Source organism: Anabaena azotica FACHB-119 (genome assembly GCF_014697625.1).
Classification (GTDB): domain Bacteria; phylum Cyanobacteriota; class Cyanobacteriia; order Cyanobacteriales; family Nostocaceae; genus Trichormus; species Trichormus azoticus_A.
This window is the reverse complement of sequence record NZ_JACJSG010000011.1, coordinates 72,694-89,645: the sequence shown is the minus strand read 5'-3', so window position 1 is coordinate 89,645 and position 16,952 is coordinate 72,694. Positions and strand designations below refer to the sequence as shown.

Annotated in this window: 17 protein-coding genes and 2 pseudogenes; 10 read left to right on the top strand and 9 right to left on the bottom strand. The window is 40.2% G+C overall.

Annotated elements, in window-relative coordinates; genetic code table 11:
• Nucleotides 1-130: 130 nt before the first annotated feature.
• The gene (locus H6G83_RS10055; RefSeq protein WP_190470743.1) at nucleotides 131-1,003 is read left to right on the top strand and encodes a LysR family transcriptional regulator; all 873 of its coding nucleotides are present in this window, start codon (nucleotides 131-133) and stop codon (nucleotides 1,001-1,003) included.
• Nucleotides 1,004-1,152: 149 nt separating this feature from the next.
• Nucleotides 1,153-2,526: an MATE family efflux transporter gene (locus H6G83_RS10050; protein ID WP_190470741.1), complete on the top strand. Its 1,374-nt coding sequence runs from the start codon at nucleotides 1,153-1,155 to the stop codon at nucleotides 2,524-2,526.
• 119 nt (nucleotides 2,527-2,645) lie between these two features.
• Here H6G83_RS10050 and H6G83_RS10045 read toward each other — a convergent pair whose 3' ends face one another.
• Nucleotides 2,646-4,334: a PAS domain-containing sensor histidine kinase gene (locus H6G83_RS10045; protein ID WP_190470739.1), complete on the bottom strand. Its 1,689-nt coding sequence runs from the start codon at nucleotides 4,332-4,334 to the stop codon at nucleotides 2,646-2,648.
• A gap of 482 nt (nucleotides 4,335-4,816) precedes the next feature.
• On the opposite strand from H6G83_RS10045, the gene H6G83_RS10040 reads away from it, so the two are divergent.
• The 8 genes from H6G83_RS10040 (at nucleotide 4,817) to H6G83_RS10005 (ending at nucleotide 10,629) form a co-directional block, all read left to right on the top strand.
• Nucleotides 4,817-5,872 carry an L-histidine N(alpha)-methyltransferase gene (locus H6G83_RS10040; protein ID WP_190470734.1) on the top strand — a complete coding sequence of 352 codons (1,056 nt, stop codon included), beginning with the start codon at nucleotides 4,817-4,819 and terminating at the stop codon, nucleotides 5,870-5,872.
• A gap of 499 nt (nucleotides 5,873-6,371) precedes the next feature.
• Nucleotides 6,372-6,707, top strand: coding sequence for a cation:proton antiporter subunit C (locus H6G83_RS10035; RefSeq protein WP_190470732.1), 336 nt, complete (start codon nucleotides 6,372-6,374; stop codon nucleotides 6,705-6,707).
• Nucleotides 6,704-8,143 (top strand): cation:proton antiporter, encoded by a 1,440-nt coding sequence (locus H6G83_RS10030; RefSeq protein WP_190470729.1) that lies wholly within the window; start codon nucleotides 6,704-6,706, stop codon nucleotides 8,141-8,143. The genes H6G83_RS10035 and H6G83_RS10030 overlap by 4 nt, the downstream gene beginning before the upstream one ends.
• Complete coding sequence (locus H6G83_RS10025; RefSeq protein ID WP_190470726.1) at nucleotides 8,128-8,535, top strand: Na+/H+ antiporter subunit E; 408 nt, start codon at nucleotides 8,128-8,130, stop codon at nucleotides 8,533-8,535. Before H6G83_RS10030 ends, H6G83_RS10025 begins: the two co-directional genes overlap by 16 nt.
• A gap of 286 nt (nucleotides 8,536-8,821) precedes the next feature.
• A complete protein-coding gene (locus tag H6G83_RS10020) occupies nucleotides 8,822-9,085 on the top strand; it encodes a hypothetical protein (RefSeq protein WP_190470723.1) in 264 nt (87 codons plus the stop codon).
• A 26-nt stretch (nucleotides 9,086-9,111) separates the two neighbouring features.
• A complete protein-coding gene (locus tag H6G83_RS10015; protein ID WP_190470720.1) occupies nucleotides 9,112-9,396 on the top strand; it encodes a monovalent cation/H(+) antiporter subunit G in 285 nt (94 codons plus the stop codon).
• Nucleotides 9,383-9,970, top strand: coding sequence for a DUF4040 domain-containing protein (locus H6G83_RS10010; RefSeq protein WP_190470717.1), 588 nt, complete (start codon nucleotides 9,383-9,385; stop codon nucleotides 9,968-9,970). The genes H6G83_RS10015 and H6G83_RS10010 overlap by 14 nt, the downstream gene beginning before the upstream one ends.
• Nucleotides 9,967-10,629 (top strand): Na(+)/H(+) antiporter subunit B, encoded by a 663-nt coding sequence (locus H6G83_RS10005; RefSeq protein ID WP_190470713.1) that lies wholly within the window; start codon nucleotides 9,967-9,969, stop codon nucleotides 10,627-10,629. The genes H6G83_RS10010 and H6G83_RS10005 overlap by 4 nt, the downstream gene beginning before the upstream one ends.
• A 227-nt stretch (nucleotides 10,630-10,856) precedes the next feature.
• Here the strand turns inward: H6G83_RS10005 and H6G83_RS10000 are convergent, their stop codons facing one another.
• From H6G83_RS10000 to H6G83_RS09965, 8 genes and pseudogenes are all read right to left on the bottom strand, one after another.
• Nucleotides 10,857-11,003, bottom strand: a complete 147-nt coding sequence (locus H6G83_RS10000) for a CopG family transcriptional regulator (RefSeq protein ID WP_190470992.1) — start codon at nucleotides 11,001-11,003, stop codon at nucleotides 10,857-10,859.
• A 616-nt stretch (nucleotides 11,004-11,619) separates the two neighbouring features.
• Nucleotides 11,620-11,751 carry a hypothetical protein gene (locus H6G83_RS35875; RefSeq protein ID WP_277876304.1) on the bottom strand — a complete coding sequence of 44 codons (132 nt, stop codon included), beginning with the start codon at nucleotides 11,749-11,751 and terminating at the stop codon, nucleotides 11,620-11,622.
• A gap of 746 nt (nucleotides 11,752-12,497) precedes the next feature.
• Nucleotides 12,498-13,025 carry a BUD32 family EKC/KEOPS complex subunit gene (locus H6G83_RS09990; RefSeq protein ID WP_190470709.1) on the bottom strand — a complete coding sequence of 176 codons (528 nt, stop codon included), beginning with the start codon at nucleotides 13,023-13,025 and terminating at the stop codon, nucleotides 12,498-12,500.
• A gap of 89 nt (nucleotides 13,026-13,114) precedes the next feature.
• Nucleotides 13,115-13,243, bottom strand: a pseudogene (locus tag H6G83_RS35870) (IS982 family transposase); the annotation flags it as partial.
• Between the two features lie 193 nt (nucleotides 13,244-13,436).
• A pseudogene (locus tag H6G83_RS35260) lies at nucleotides 13,437-13,823 on the bottom strand (ISAs1 family transposase); the annotation flags it as partial.
• A 129-nt stretch (nucleotides 13,824-13,952) separates the two neighbouring features.
• On the bottom strand, nucleotides 13,953-14,885 hold the full coding sequence (locus tag H6G83_RS09975) for a hypothetical protein (RefSeq protein WP_190470706.1): 933 nt from the start codon (nucleotides 14,883-14,885) through the stop codon (nucleotides 13,953-13,955).
• A gap of 199 nt (nucleotides 14,886-15,084) precedes the next feature.
• Nucleotides 15,085-16,017: a hypothetical protein gene (locus H6G83_RS09970; RefSeq protein WP_190470703.1), complete on the bottom strand. Its 933-nt coding sequence runs from the start codon at nucleotides 16,015-16,017 to the stop codon at nucleotides 15,085-15,087.
• Between the two features lie 426 nt (nucleotides 16,018-16,443).
• Nucleotides 16,444-16,872: a hypothetical protein gene (locus tag H6G83_RS09965; protein WP_242044517.1), complete on the bottom strand. Its 429-nt coding sequence runs from the start codon at nucleotides 16,870-16,872 to the stop codon at nucleotides 16,444-16,446.
• Nucleotides 16,873-16,952: the final 80 nt, after the last annotated feature.

Here is a 16,952-nt window from a genome sequence, read left to right as displayed (position 1 = left end):
GGTTAGGTTTAGCGTCAGCTTTTCCACATGATATGAAAAGTCAAACCTCTTTACAAGTATGATAGGTAGACTTTTTTGAGATGTCCAATATATATTTATTTAAAATTGAGACTTATAAAATATCATAACTATGGAAATACGACATCTGCGTTACTTTATTGCTGTAGCGGAGGAACTACATTTCACTAAAGCCGCAGAAAGACTGCACATAGCTCAACCGCCTCTCAGCCAACAAATTCAGCAGCTAGAATTAGAACTAGAAGTGCAACTTTTTCATCGCAAAACTAAGCGACAAGTACAGCTAACCGAAGCTGGTAAGGTTTTTTTACAAGAGGCTTATCAACTATTAGCGCAACTAGAAACAGCAGTCGCACTCACCCAAAGAATTGGCAAAGGTCAAACAGGTCAATTGAGAATAGGATTTACTAGTTTGGTCATATACGACCTATTACCGTTGATTTTGCGGCAATTTCGTGAGCAATTTCCCCAAGTAGAATTAGTGTTAAGGGAGTTAACTACAAGTCAACAGGAACAAGCAATCAAAGATTCTCTAATTCATGTAGGTTTTGCTCATCCACCTTTGGAAGATGACACAATATCTTATCAGTGTATTGACAGGCAAACTTTAGTTGTAGCTTTGCCTTCAACTCATTCATTGGCGCAAACAGAACATATATACGTCCAAGATATCCTCAGCGAACCTTTGATTATGTTTCCCCGCTATCTAGCGCCGGGACTTTACGATCGCATCATGAGTCTTTTTCAGCAGAGAAATATCCAACCTCACATTACTCAGGAGGCGATTCAAATGCAAACAATTATTGCACTAGTATCGGCGGAAATGGGTATAGCAATTACACCATCTTCTTTACAGAATCTGCAAAGGTCTGGTGTTGTTTATCGTCCTCTATTAGATGAAGTACCTGTAATAGAAACTGCTGTGATCTGGCAACAAAATACTTTAACGCCTCTTGTAGAGAATTTTTTACGCTTAATGCTGTAATTTTGTAGTCAGGACTTACGCAACTGGTACTTGGGGTAGGGTGCGTCAGATGTGGAAAATCCTTGCATTTGTACGAAATTATTGGGGCTGACGCACCCTACAGTTAGTTTGATGATGTCTTGTTTCTGCCCTTTGATGTCAAAAATAACATGACTAATAAAGATAGATGGATATTTGAAGTTAAACAATGTCTCCTGTTGGCTGTTCCTTTAGCATCTGCACAACTTGCACAATCAGCAACTGGCTTTGTGGATACTGTAATGATGGGTTGGTTGGGAAGCCAAACTATTGCATCTGGAGGCTTGGGTGCAGCAATGTTTACTTTTTTACTTTTAATTTCTACAGGTATTGTTTCTGCTGTTAGTCCTTTAGCAGCCCAAGCACATGGTTCTGGAAACCCTGAACAAGTGGGTAAAATTGTCAGGCAAGGATTGGGGGTATGTTTGCTGTTAGGAATACCAATTGTAGTGGTACTCTGGAATGGAGGCACTTTACTACTACTATTAGGTCAAAATGCCGCCATAGCAGCATTAGCACAAACTTATTTAAGAGCGATCGCACCTGGTTTTATTGCTGGTTTGGGCTTTGCTGTTCTGAAAAGTTTTCTCTCAGCTGTGTCTCAACCGCAATTAATTATTATCACTGTAGTGTTAGGTACTTTAATTAACATCACAGCTAATTATATTTTCATGTTTGGCAAACTAGGGCTACCCGCTTTAGGATTAGCCGGGATTGGTTGGGCGAGTACATTGTCTTTATGGAGTATGTTTATCGCTTTAGCAATTTATACATATAACCAACGTCAATTTACCATTTACCGCATCTTTCACACTTCATTTTCAGACACTTTTACTCAAGAAAATCGCCGCATTTTTTGGCAGATTTTTCATGTGGGATTGCCTATTGGTGGACTAGTTGCTGTGGAGGCTGGACTGTTCACAGTGGTCACATTTATATTAGGACAATTAGGAACTATACCCTTAGCAGCTCATCAAATTGCCTTACAGACAGCTTCTCTATCCTTTCAACTTGCTGTGGGTATTTCTTTAGCCACAACTGTACGTGTTGGACAATTAGCCGGAGAGCAAGATTTAGCTGGTGTTCGTGTGGCTGGATACGCGGGGATTAGCTTAGGCGCTTTGTCTATGGCTATTGCAGGGATAATATTTTGGTTAATACCAAAGTCAGTTGTTGCTCTTTACCTCGATATCAACAATCCCATTAACGAAGATGTAGTTAACTTAGCAGTCAAATTGCTGGTAGTGGCTGCAATTTTTCAAATTGTTGATGGGGTGCAAGTCACAGCCGTTGGAGCATTACGAGGGTTAAAAGATACGCGAGTTCCTATGTTAATTGGTATTTTTGCTTACTGGGTTATTGGTTTATCTACTGGTTATGGTTTGGGCATATTGTTAAACTATGGAGCAATTGGTTTTTGGTGGGGTTTGGCAATTGGTTTAGCTAGTGCAGCTATAGTTTTGACTTGGCGGTTTAGCGCTTTGCAGTTTACAGTAGATAAATGAAAAGTGCTGTAAAGTTAATGCCTTGAAGGTATAGCAGTAGCCACATAGATTAGGACATGGATGAATCATCAAATCCTTGTAGCAAGTGGCTTTTGACCCTATCACCTGTCCCCTGTTACCTATCCCCTGCTATAACTACTAAAAGGGAGTGTAAACCAAAAGGTTAAACCTTGCTGGGGATGATTGGTAGCGGCGATTTGACCGCCGTGTGCTTGAATAATTTGCCGACATAGATACATTCTGAGGCAAATTGCAGTGGAACAGGGAGATTGAGGATCACGGATTTCTAAATCGAAGAGGCGATCGCAATCTGCTTGACTCATTGTCACACCGTTATCTTGAATATATGTGCGAATCATCCCATCTTCTACTGTGGCTTTGAGTGTAAAGTTTAGTCCAGGGGGATTTTGGTGCAAACTATAAGTAAACAAATTAATCAATACTTTCTCTAACCGCTCCTGATCCGCCATTACTAATGGTAAATCCTGGGGAAGCAAGTTTGTGAAAGTCGCCTGATTTTCGTTCAACAGTGGTTGTAAGCCTGCGATCGCTGTTTCCAACATTCCGCCAAAGGGAACTAGCTGACAATGCAGTTTTAATCCTTGTTCTTGACATGAATGGATTTCTAACAAGGAATCTAGCATGACCATTTGCCGCTTGTTACCTTGAATCATGCGATCGATAATTGACCGAGGAACAGAAATCAGGGATTGGGGATTGGGTACTGGGGATTGCTTCTCATCTCCCCTACTCCCCATTCCTAAATTCTCCAATACCATTAAGTTACCAATCACGGAAGTACGTAAATCATGAGCCACAGTGTGCAACACAACGTTTTTTATCTGTTGCATTTGGGCTAGTTCCTGCATTTTCTGCTCTAATTGGGCGGTGCGTTCTTGTACCTGATGCTCTAAGTTGGCGTTTAAATCAGTCAGTTTTTGGTAAAGTTCTGCTTGTTGCTGTGCTGCTTGAAGCAATTTAGCTTCTGTCTGTTGACGTTCGGTGATATCATGAGTGACTGCTAAAATGTGCGGAATGCCATCCAACTCAATCACTTCGGCAGAAACCTGCACTGTAATTATTTTACCTGATTTACAGCGCAATCGGATTTGGCGATCGCGCACCAAACCTTGTGTTTGTAATTCTTGTAATAATTTGGTGCGATCGCCTTCATTCACCCAAATATTTAACTCCCAGGTAGTACGATCAATAACTTCATCTCGCTCATAGCCTGAAAGCTTGACAAAACTATCATTAACTTCGATGTAGCGTCCCTCTTTGAGAGTGCTGATGCTGATGGGATCAGGACTACAATTAAAAGCTGTAGAAAACTTTTGCGCCAGGTTGCGTAAAGCAATTTCTGTTTGTTTACGTTCTGTAATATCTCGAACCATAACTAAAACTTCATCCAAGCCACTAACTACCAAGCGTGCTTCATAATCTTGGATTCCCAAAGGCGTTGATAACTGATATTCACAAGCTTGTAAAATTCCTGTATCTAAGGTTTTGAGAATGATTTCACTCATCAGGGTAGCAACATCAGTTGGTAAAATATTGTAGAGATTTTTACCAATCAATCCTTTCCCCGAACAAGCCGTATCTGGGGCTTGTTTGCTCAAGGGAAGAAAATGACCATCACGACTGATGCGAAATATAGGATCAGGAATAGCATTTAAAATAGCTTGATATTGTGCTTCAGTAGCTTGTGAGTCCCTAATATGCTGTTGTTGAGGCTGTGGTTCTACGATTTCATCCACTCTGTGTCCCTTGGATCTGCCAGCAAATAAGTTATCTTGAAAAATAATCATAGTTATTTTCACAGTTTTTACTGAGCATAGATGCTATTGCTCTGACTCGGAATAGGATCTCTACTACCTCTTATTTCAGATTAATCCGAGATGCTGCGATCGCATTCACCCATTCGGGTGAACAATTTAGGACTTACGCAACTGGCATATTTTTTCTGTAGGGTGTGTGAGGAGCGATAATATTTGAACGTAGTCATGAGAATTGTAGCGTCACGCACCAACCACCAATTGTGACACTTGCATAAGTCCTGCAATTAATTAATAGTTTCTTTTTTTTAGCTAATGTATTATTCATACAACATTGTCTTACACTAGATAATTACTTAACTTCAGACATACTCTCAAATAGCTTGAGTATATGTATTGAATTAAATCTTATCAAATCTACCTGTCTCTAAAAATATATTTCCTTTTAGTCCGTGACATAAAGATGAGATAATCTTTAAAGCAACAATAGTTTTATCCAACAAATCACGACCTTAATGGCTCAAAATTTGCCTAGTAATTCCCAAATTCAATCTGCAAGCGCAAATCCCATTTTTCACCTAGCCAAGCCAAGTTCTGAGTTCTATGCTGTTTTCCCGGAAGTAGAAATTTTAGATATAATCCACGCTTTAGAATCCAGACGTGAAATCCCGCTAAAATATTCTTACAAAGGAGGCGGAGCCAACATTTGGGATAAATTTTATCTTAAATATATCGTTCCTACATGGTATCGTACATCAAATGTAGAAATAGAATTATTGAAAAATAATTTTGCATATCTTAATGGCAACTATCAAAAATGCGAAAAACTTAATATTATAGATGTGGGTGCAGGTAACTCCTATCCTGTTAAAGCATTTATTAACAGACTGGTCAAGCTAAAGAAGATTAATAAATATACAGCAATAGATATTAGTGATGATTTACTGAAAGTATCTAGCAATAATATAAAAAAATGGTTCCCCAATCTGCCTTTTAATCATTATAGACTGGATATAGAAAATACAGCCATATTTAAGAGTGTTTTAAAAAGTGAAGCTGAAAATACAGCTAATATATTTTTACACTTAGGAGTCACAATAGCCAATCATTGCCACAGAAATCAAGTGTTCAAAAACTTGAGAGACAGCATGGATAAAAATGATTTGTTGGTATTCACCAATGAGATTGGTTCTAATTCTCAATGGGATGGCATAGCCAGAGGCGGTTGTAAGTATCATGTAGACCAAGTTTATAGATGGCTAACAAATAATCTGGGGTTGAAAAATGAAGATTGTGAACTGATCAGAAAGTATGACTTAGCAACGGATAGTATAGTTGCCAACATCAGATTTCGCCATAGATGCAAGATAGATTTCGATTATTTAGGAATAGAGAAAAATATCGAAATAGCTGCGGGGGAAGAAATTACTATTTGGAGACATCACAAGTTTACAATACCAGAACTTATACAAGAAATCGAACAGGCTGGACTCAAGCTTGTACATTACAGTACTAACAAATATTCTTCCCATCTCATGGTGATTTGTCAGCCTTTTTTCATTAGTCATTAGTCATTTATAAAGTAAATAATCAGTAGTAAATATATAAGTAGGGTGTGTTACGGCTGTGTAAGGATTTGAGCGTTGGCGAAATGAGGAATTAGCCGTAACGCACCACCAAATAGGGTGCGTTAAGCGCTGCTTTAACGCACCCTACTGGCTTGTCTAGACTAAAATATTGCATAAATATAACTCTTGTGGTGTGGGCATCTTGCCCGCACCGGACGGGCAGGATGCCCATCCCACAAGAAAAGAATAATGCAACATTTTAGCCTTGCCACGCCACTACTGGCTACTACTCATCTGCTATTACTGTCCCCCCACTCCGCACTTATGTAAATTAATTGAAATTATCAGGCACATATAGATTTAAATCAATGGTTGTCCATTGAAAATGAGATAATAACTGAAAAAAAAATATGCACAAATAAGCGAGAATGCTTATTCATAGCGACATTTATCTCAGATTTACCTTAGTTGATCAGCTAAACTTTACCAATAGGCAATTCCCGTGTTAGAAGCGTGCGTATTAGCAACAATATTGTGCGGATTTTTTGGCATCATCTGGAAAAAGAACCTCGTGATGAAAATCGTCTCTATGGATGTGATGAGTACGGGGGTTATCGCCTATTATGTGATGATTGCATCGCGTAATGGCTTGGTCACACCAATTATTTCCCAAGCCAAAAAAGCCGCTTATGCTGATCCGGTTCCCCAGGCGGTTATCTTAACGGCGATTGTGATCGGATTTTCAATTCAAGCTTTAATGCTGGTCGGTGTGATGAAGCTAGCACGGGATAATCCGACCTTAGAGAGTAACGAAATCGAGAAAAACAATACGCCATGAATAACATTACGATCGCCTGGATTGCACTACCGTTTTTTTTAGGGTTTGTCATTTATCTATTGCCCAGACTTGACAAATATATAGCAATGTGCGTAGCTTTGGCTTCAGTGGGCTATGCGGCGCTGCTATTTGCCCAAAAATCAACACTGACACTCAAGTTACTAGATAATTTCGGCGTTATCTTAACACTCGACCAGTTGACAAGCTACTTTATCTTGACCAATGGGCTAGTCACTGCGGCAGTGATCCTCTACTGTTGGTACAGCGATAAAACAGCTTTTTTTTACGGACAGGCGATAATTCTACATGGCAGTGTCAATGCCGCCTTTGCCTGTTCGGATTTGATTAGTTTATATGTAGCCTTAGAAGTAAGCGGAATTGCTGCATTTCTCTTAATTGCCTACCCCCGAACTGACCGCTCGATTTGGGTTGCCTTACGTTATTTGTTTATTAGCAACGTGGCAATGCTTTTTTATCTGGTTGGTGCGGCCTTAGTGTATCAAGCCCATAATTCATTTAGTTTTGAAGGTTTGCGGGTTGCACCTCCAGAAGCCCTAGCCCTGATTTTTGTAGGGCTATTGACAAAAGGCGGAATTTTTGTATCAGGCTTATGGTTGCCCCTAACTCACTCCGAATCGGAAACGCCAGTGTCGGCTATGCTGTCGGGGGTTGTGGTGAAAGCTGGTGTCTATCCCTTAGTGCGATGTGCGCTGATGGTTCCAGAGATTGACCCGATAGTAAGAACCTTCGGAGTTGGGACGGCGCTTTTGGGAGTGTTCTATGCAGTGTTTGAAAAAGACACTAAGCGGATGCTGGCGTTTCACACAGTTTCGCAATTAGGCTTTATCCTTGCAGCCCCAATTGTCGGTGGTTTTTATGCCCTTACCCACGGACTAGTTAAATCAGCCCTGTTTTTAATAGCCGGGGCTTTACCGAGTCGCAACTTCAAGGAACTGCAAAACCAACCAATCGGGACATCGGTTTGGATTGCCTTGGTGATAGCTAGCTTCTCAATTTCTGGCTTTCCCTTATTATCAGGCTTCGGGGCCAAGGTGTTGACAACCAAGAATCTGCTACCTTGGCAAGCGATCGCTATGAATATTGCCGCCTTGGGAACAGCAATATCCTTCGCCAAATTCATCTTCCTACCTCGTGGAGGTAAAACCGCAGTCAAAGCCGGATTCTGGGCGGCGAATAGCGTGTTAATTGCTGGGTTAATTATTGCCAACGTGGTATATTATGAGGCGTACACCGTCGAGAACATCATCAAACCCCTAGTAACCATCGCTATAGGGTGGGTAGCATACTTGCTAATTTTTAAACGCACAATTTTCAAGCTACCCCGTGTGCTTGAGCAATTCGACCATCTGATTGGTGTGATGAGTTTGATTTTAGTCCTGTTGTTCTGGAAGGGGTTAGCATGGTTGGGCATTTAAATCTCATTTTACGACTGACTATTTGGTTTCTGCTGACGGCAGATTTCAGTTTGGCAAACATCATTATTGGGGTAGCGATCGCCTTTTTATTACCCGGTCGTCCCAGAACCCCAGAATCACTCAAAGATTGGCTGCGTATACTCTGGGAGACGATAGTAGCAATTCCCCAAGCATACATAGAAGCATTTGAAATTATCTTCCGCCCACACCAGCACGAAGAGATCACCCTAGAGCAAGTCAAACCTGGACGTACACCAGGGCTGATATTTTTGGATATATTCGTGATTACCTTTACCCCCAAGACAGTTGTCGTCAGATACCGCGAGGATGGGGTGTATGAAGTCCACCGAGTTACCCGCAGAAGACCAGCGCGACAAAACCTCCCAGATTGAAGGAGGCAGGAGGCAGGAGGCAGAAGGAACAATTGGGATAGGAAAAAGACCCCTCCCAATTGTAAGCGCCGTCTAACGGTGGGGTCTTAAACCCTTGCTTCCTCCGGTCGCGGCAGGAGGCTCCAGAGCAGTTTTTATCCTGCCTCCTGCCCTCTGCCTCCTGCCTTCCAAGATAAAAGACTTTCCAGTAAATAACTATCATATCGCTAGGGCAAGTTGGGAGAGGATGCCAAAATCACCCCTAGCCCCTAACCCCTAGCCCCTAACCCTAGCCCCTAACAAATCGATGAATCTGAATGTGGTAATGATAGTAATGATTTTAGCGCTGCTCATACCCATCTACGAGGCATGGCAGGACGAGAATATCTGGCAGAAAATGTTGGCATTTGCCAGTATTAGCACCAAGGCATCAATCATGATTTTAGTCGTATCCGTCTTGCGCGATGATTGGATGATTGGTGTAGTCGGAGTAATTATCTTGAGTGTGGGGAATGCGTCCTTGATGCTGATAGCCCATCTACTCAAACGCATGAGTGATGTCTTGCATTAATACTTAACATAACCCCAATCTTCTATATGATCGACCTTTTAAGTTATACCTGTATCGGCGTAGGCATCTTCTTTTGGTTTTGGGGAACCTTTCCCTTAATAGGCCAGCGATCGCTATTATTCAAACTCCATACTCTCACAGTTGCAGATACCCTTGGCTCAATGAGTATTCTGTTTGGTCTACTCTTGAAGATACCCAGCAAATGGCCGCTCCTCACCCTCGCTATCATCTCCTTAGCCATGTGGAACACCATGCTGGGCTATGTGTTGGCTTACTGTTCGAGTCGTGAGGGTAGTTATGAACGAGAATGATACCTATATCTATGTGATCACCGCCTTACTGCCATTGGCTGCTTGTATGGTAGTAACTCAGGTCAATCCCTACAATGCCTTAATCATCCGTGGCATCTTAGGGGCAGTCGCGGCAATGCTATATGCTATTTTAGGAGCGCCCGATGTGGCTTTGACCGAAGCTTTAGTAGGTACAATGCTGGCAATTACCCTCTATGCAGTAGCGGTGCGCTCATCCTTGGTTATGCGTCTTGGGGTGCTGAAAGATGAGTTACCACAGACAGATGACAAGCCCGCAAGCGCAAGTCCTTTTGACCAACTGCTAGATGAGTTACGCAGAATTTTTCGTAAACGCCAGATGCGTCTGGAAGTGGTTCCTTATCCAGACACCCAAACTTTGCAGCAAGCATTGATGGATAAAGAAGTTCATGCAACCTGTGTTTCACCAGAACAAGCCACAAGTGAGGATGAAAAATCCTATCACACCGCCATCAGAGTCAAACGTATCTACGACATCATGCAAAGCGAATTAGCATTACCATCAACCAGCCTCACCTATGTAAATACAGCAGATTCAGGGGAGAAGCAGCCATGAAATGGGTATACATTGTTGCTGGGATAGCACTTTTCTTCAAAATGCTGGCTTTACCAAATCCAGCACCAAGTTTACAGGACTTCTCTATTGTGGAAACCCTGGTCAAAGATGGTGGCATACCCAACGCGGTGACAGTAGTAATCCTGAGAAATCGACTCTATGATACTATCTACGAGGTTGTAGTATTTACGATCGCCATCATGGGAGCCTATTTTCTCCTAGCGAATGAAAAACCCTCCAACACATTCTATCGTTTCACAGATCAAACATCGATTATACTGGCACGATTGGGAGCAACCATTGCGGCGATGGTAAGTATCGAACTAGCTATTCGCGGACATCTCAGCCCCGGTGGTGGGTTTGCGGCAGGAGTAGCAGGCGGAACAGCGATCGGCCTAATTGCCATTACCTCATCCTCGGAGTGGATGCAAGGTATCTATCAGCGTTGGCAAGCCGCCACATGGGAGAAAGTTTCAGTTTTAATTTTCATTGTCCTAGCTGCCATCACCTTGGCGGGAATAGAATTGCCCCACGGAGAAATGGGCGCACTAATTAGTGGCGGAGTTGTCCCTTTGCTGAATATCCTGGTGGCGGTCAAAGTTGCCTTGGGGTCTTGGGCAGTAATTTTAGTTTTTATCCGTTATCGCGGTTTGTTATAATTGTACTTCTTATGCTACTTTTTGTAGCTCTTTCTTATGAAAGAAATACACTAACCCAGCTTCTTTTCTCTATTTAGTTTTATTTTTAAAATAGAGAAAAATTTTATGGCAAATTATAGCAGGGAAAAGGGAATAGTCAGGAAAGCCTCTTAGTATCAATGTTTGATGATTAGTTTATCCTTTATTTACCTAGCCACGGCTATATCTGCTATTACCCCAATTATCTGTTATTTCTGATCTGCTAGAGAGCGAATTAGTTCTCGAATTACATCAGTTGCTGGTCTTCCTGTGGTTGAACAGTATTGTTCCAGCTTTTCGGCTTCCCCTGATGTGAGGTTGATTGTCATTCTTTTAACAGCCCATTTCTTATTCACAGATTAAACAATTTAGCAAAACTACACTTTTAATATCAATCATCTAAGCTGTTAGTACAATGTGATAAATAATGATATTGAAATTAAGTAGTAGTAAAGAGAATGCTACAGATGTTTAAGCTGTAGTGAAGCTGTAAAAATACTTATTAAATTATTAAGCTGAGATAATTTAATCTGAGAAAATTGTCAATTAAATATAAAATAAGACTTTACCAAGGGCTTGAGCATTCAGTAGAAACAGGGAATAAGGGAGAGGGAAAAAAGGACAGTTAACAAGCAATTGATATGTATGGAATTTTGTTCAAAAATCAAATCAGAGTCCCATACTACAGTATTAAAGAAAATTTTCGGGCTGCTAAGTACTATTTCGATTTTCTTGCTGACTTAGGTGGTGTTCGATGTGCGCCGAAGTATTTTTCACTCCGATAACGCAGCCACACCCGTAACACTTCGGGAATTTGCTGTTTTTGTTCTTTGGTCAGCTGGTTGTAGAGTGCTAACGCCCGCTCACGCTCAGGCGTTGCTGAATTGGAATATGAAATCGCAAAATGACCTTCCTTTTTCTTTGTAACTTAGCGCCTTTGCGCCTTTGCGTGAGACAAATTCATATCTTGATTCAGCAACGCCCACGCTCACCCCTACAAGCAGCATTATTATGGGCATCCCAATAACTACGAGCTACCCGAATGCGGCGACAGACTTCTTTAATTAGCGCATCTCCACTAAGTGGGGAATCTTGTTTTTCCATAGCCAAGGAGAAGGTTAGTTATAGCAGGGGACAGGTAACAGGTAACAGGTGAGTCCAGTCCTGTAGGCGGGTTTCCCGCCGTAGGGAACTGGCGAACCCGGAGGGTGACAGAGTTAAAAGTCTTTTGCTGTCTAAGTTTTTTCATTTCCTCATGTCCTAACTGTCTTGCTTATTGCGATAAAAGATTTACTTTTATCATTATTAGTCAACAGTCAACTGTCAACTGTCTATAGGAAGAGTAAACAGCAAAGGCTTCTCCATTTCCCCCTCATCAACCTAAAGACGAATATTGAGTAAGCCCTAACTTCCCAACAGAAAGGAAATCGGCTCTGCTCAACGACGTTGTACGCTTGGTCTGCGTGCCTATCAATGGATGATGGAGGTAGACCGCAAGGCTAGACTATATAATCAAGAAAAGTTGCGTGCGTTATCTTGCGATCGCACTAGTAATGTGCGACTCTTTTGTAGTCATGATGCGATTGAATTGAAATCATTCACTAACTAGTTAAGTTATTTTGAGTAAAGAAACACATTGGATGAATAATATCATGTCCGCTTAAATACTTATCATATATTGGGGGCTGGTAATCGGTAATCGGTAATCGGTAATGGCTCACAACAATTACCTATTAGCTATTACCAATTACCGACCAAAACAACCATATTATAAGTAATTAGCCGAATTTGATATAAAAAGGAAAAGCAAAGTTATAGATTTTTTTAGAGAGAAATAGCAGTATAATCAACTATTTGACATGAGAAATAAACCCTGTTTTTTCTAGTAAAAGTTGTAGTTTTATATCAGGAAACTTCTTGTCCTTCTTATTATTTCTCTGCATATCAGAATAGAAGTTGTGCATTAGGACAATGATGCTACGGTACTTGATGATGCTGCTGACGTATAACTCATTTAATTTCATGTCTCCATCAGTATGTATTTGCTCGATATTGTTGAGTAATATGGGTAGCAACTCACGAGGTTGACAGCTATCTTTAATACCATATTTTTCCATGAGCCTGTGTTTATCGCTGTCTGAGCATAAATCAAAAGATGAGCGAATAAGATAGCTAAGGCTCCACAGGATTTCTCCGTAATCATAAAATATGTTCTGCTCAAAGAATAACTCTTCGTCTTTTGTCAAAGCAAAACTTTTGTCAAGTACCAAACCAAAATCGCTTAAATATATCAGCTCGCCGTCGGTGAGAACGTTGTGAAAATGTGCGTCGAAGTGGATAATTCCTTTCCTCTTCAAAAAGCCAATTGTTCTACGCAAATCATCCAGGGGGTTTTGCAGTTCATTGGGGTTTTCCCATAGCCATGTTTTTAGAATATAAGGGATGTATTCGATAAACAGAACTAACTCATAGTTGGCGTGATTGCCGTTGTGATAATTTCTGCATCACTCATTTCACAACGAACATCCTCTTCATGTGCGATCGCCTTCAACAGGTCATCTATGACAGAATAGATAGTAACTGTTTCATTTAACATATATCCCTCCTAATTTTCTGTCTGGAGGGATTTTCTTGTTTCTGTACCCCTATGTCATCTTTCGGAAGAGAGTAACTAGCAACTTGGGTTAATACTAAAATAATTCAATCAGGGGATACATAAAAGTATATTTACCTGTAGAATAGATAAAAATTTTATGTAAAGTATTAAACTCAAGTTTGGATGTACTATTTTAAGCTAACGCTAAAATACTTAGTAAATATTTGTTGTCCATCGCCGCGAGAAACTGTTTATTTTTGATTCCGAGTTTGACACGCTTCTCTTGAGTTAAAAGATTGACTGCAATATGTCTAAGAATTGCAAAATTCTGGGGAGCATTATCTTTTCTAATCAGACAGTCATCTTACCTCAAGGCGACATCCAATACCCAATGTAATGAATTCTCAACTCCCCAATGACTGCGAATAGAATTACCAAACTGTTCAGCGTTATCTTTAAGGCTACTAATAAAATAACGAGTTTCGACTGTTGTTTTACCGTCTAATAAACAGACGGATTCTACCATACCAACACTATTAAAGTTTGACCAAACTGAATCTGGGTTAAGCGTTTTTGCCACAAGTCTAAGTCTAGTTGACGATCGCCTAGTTATAATGTTCGATTTCTTATATATTCACTCATCATCTTCCCTCGTCACCTCTTGTAATACTTTCTCTTACATTATAGGTAATCTTCTGGCGGGAAGGGATTAACTCTCTTTCGCCTTTATTTTTTGTTTAGCCTCGGCAATGAAAGGAGAAATAAATGCGTCTACATCTTTATCGTAGCCATAGTTTATCTGCAACCCAATTAATCGAGCCAGCTGACCTTCCATTAACTGAATCGTATCTTGTCTATTATTCTTATTCAATTCGGCAATTTTCGCAATAACGTCCTTAGTTGCATCTTCAATGAACTGCGCTGACTTTAGATACTGTTGTAGAGTTATTTGTCTGTTAATGTATTGTTGGAAAATTTCTTCTGATGCCATATTTAGTAACTCCAAAGTTATCTGATATTGCCCTGCAACGGTTTGTTCCGCTTGCTGGTTAAATTCATCATGGGAATATTCTACCCTGTAGAGGTAATAATATCCAATAACAAATCTATTGTTTAAAAAAGACGCAGATTGCTGGACATCAATCCCAACGGTAGTAAATAGTCTCAAGCCTTGACCAAGAGGAGATAATCGGGTAGCTCGATTCGATTGAACTCTATTGACAGCACCAAATGAATTAAGCAGTCCAGTAAATATGTTGGCAGTATTTGTCGCAATCAGCAATTGTAAATTATCATCTATACCTGCTGCTTGGTTTATCTCTGGAACTTCATCTGAGGCTTCAGTCCCCTCAGGTAAACTACCAGTCACTGTACTTACTACAGCGGTTACTATGCTGTTTATCAGATTGGTTAGATTATCCAAGCCCCAGGTATCGTGAACTTCGTAACTTTGCTGTGCACCAAAAACATACTGGGCATGCTTCCAATTTCTACCGCTTGTATAAAAATCGTTGATTCTTGTTTGTAAATCAGCCTCTGCCCCTGCTAATGTTTTTTGAAGATTCGCTGTAATTTGATCAATGAATTGTTGATTTTTCTTATCTGCTTCAATTTGTTGTTGGATACTTTTACTTTTGCCCATGATTCACTCCTTTTCTATGTCAATAATGTTTATTCGACGAAATAACACCCTAGTTTTTTCTAAATTCGGATGCTCCCAGTTTCTCTTTATATATTGCTTTTCTTCTTTTCTTTAAGGTCTCGTTGACCTCTCCTCGCGTTAAAACGAGGAGGAGAGGTCAACAATAAAAGCTCCACTGCCAGCCTTTAAAAGCGGTCAGCTAAATCTCTTTCGCGTTTATTTTTTGTTTAGCCTCGGCAATGAAAGGAGAAATAAATGCGTCTACATCTTTATCGTAGCCATAGTTTATCTGCAACCCAATTAATCGAGCCAGCTGACCTTCCATTAACTGAATCGTATCTTGTCTATTATTCTTATTCAATTCGTCAATTTTCGCAATAACGTCCTTAGTTGCATCTTCAATGAACTGCGCTGACTTTAGATACTGTTGTAGAGTTATTTGTCTGTTAATGTATTCTTGGAAAATTTCTTCTGATGCCATATTTAGTGCCTGAAGAGTTCTGTTATATTGCGCTACCAGGGTTTGTTCCGCTTGCTGTCGAAATTCATCAAGGGAATATTCTACCCTGTAGAGGTAATAATATCCAATAACAAATCTATTGTTAAAAAAAGACGCAGATTGCTGGACATCAATCCCAACAGTAGTAAATAGTCTCAAGCCTTGACCAAGAGGAGATAATCGGGTAGCTCGATTCGATTGAACTCTATTGACAGCACCAAATGAATTAAGCAGTCCAGTAAATATGTTGGCCGCATTTGTCGCAATCAGCAATTGTAAATTATCATCTATACCTGCTGATTGGTTTATCTCTGGAACTTCAGCTGAGGCTTCAGTCCCCTCAGGTAAACTACCAGTCACTGTACTTACTACAGCGGTTACTATGCTGTTTATCAGATTGGTTAGATTATCCAAGCCCCAGGTATCGTGAACTTCGTAACTTTGCTGTGCACCAAAAACATACTGGGCATGCTTCCAATTTCTACCGCTTGTATAAAAATCGTTGATTCTTGTTTGTAAATCAGCCTCTGCCCCTGCTAATGTTTTTTGAAGATTCGCTGTAATTTGATCAATGAATTGTTGATTTTTCTTATCTGCTTCAATTTGTTGTTGGATACTTTTACTCTTGCCCATGATTCACTCCTTTTCTGTGTCAATAATGTTTATTCGACGAAATAATACCCTACGCTGAAACCGAAAAATAACCTGTATCAAAAATTAACCATTAGTTAAAATTAATGGTCGTAGATCAAGGCGGGATTTTTCTCGGGAGAAATTGATTTCCCTTTTTTTATTGGTTGAATTTACTTGACACCCAAGTAAAAATGATACATTTTTACTTGGGTGTGGTTTGTCGTGTTCAAGGTGGATGAATTCTTTCGCCAGATATCCCCCCTGTGTCAACGGCTACGATTGTGATTAGCATCCATAAAATAACAGTATCATATTTTGCAATTAACCTACTCGATAAATCCGCAAAAAATAAACAATAGTTTACATTATATTTTGAAATCTTTATTTAATAAGGGTTTCGCTAAATCCCACTCTGACTCAGACTCGTCAATATTTAGATGCGTTCGCCCTGCCACGTTGCCCAGAGAAAGGGATGAATCGATAATGGTACATGACAGGAAATGTAGCGATCGCTCCTTCTAATACCCAATTAGTGGTCTTAATGTGTGTCACAAGTTCACGGAAAACACCTAAACCAACAGAACCCACACCGTAATTAAAGTAAGTTGGTAAGTCATACAAATTTTTGGTAGAAAATAGGTTGTTGTATTCGATATCCGTAACTGGAATACGTTTGACAAATACTTGGGATTCTCCAAGAACGATGGTATGATTTCGCCCCCAACTGGAAGAATTTGATGTACCTAAATCGCTAGCAGCAAACAACGAAAGCAATTGTGCATTATCCAACCGAGCGATTTGTGAACTAAGCCGGAAGTACGTTTTCCTTCTAATTTCTATATCGTTTTTAGCCATTTTATTCAGTTCTGGCACAGCATGAAAAACGACTAATGTTTTTAAACTTATGATGATTAAACTATTTTAGCCTTGCCACG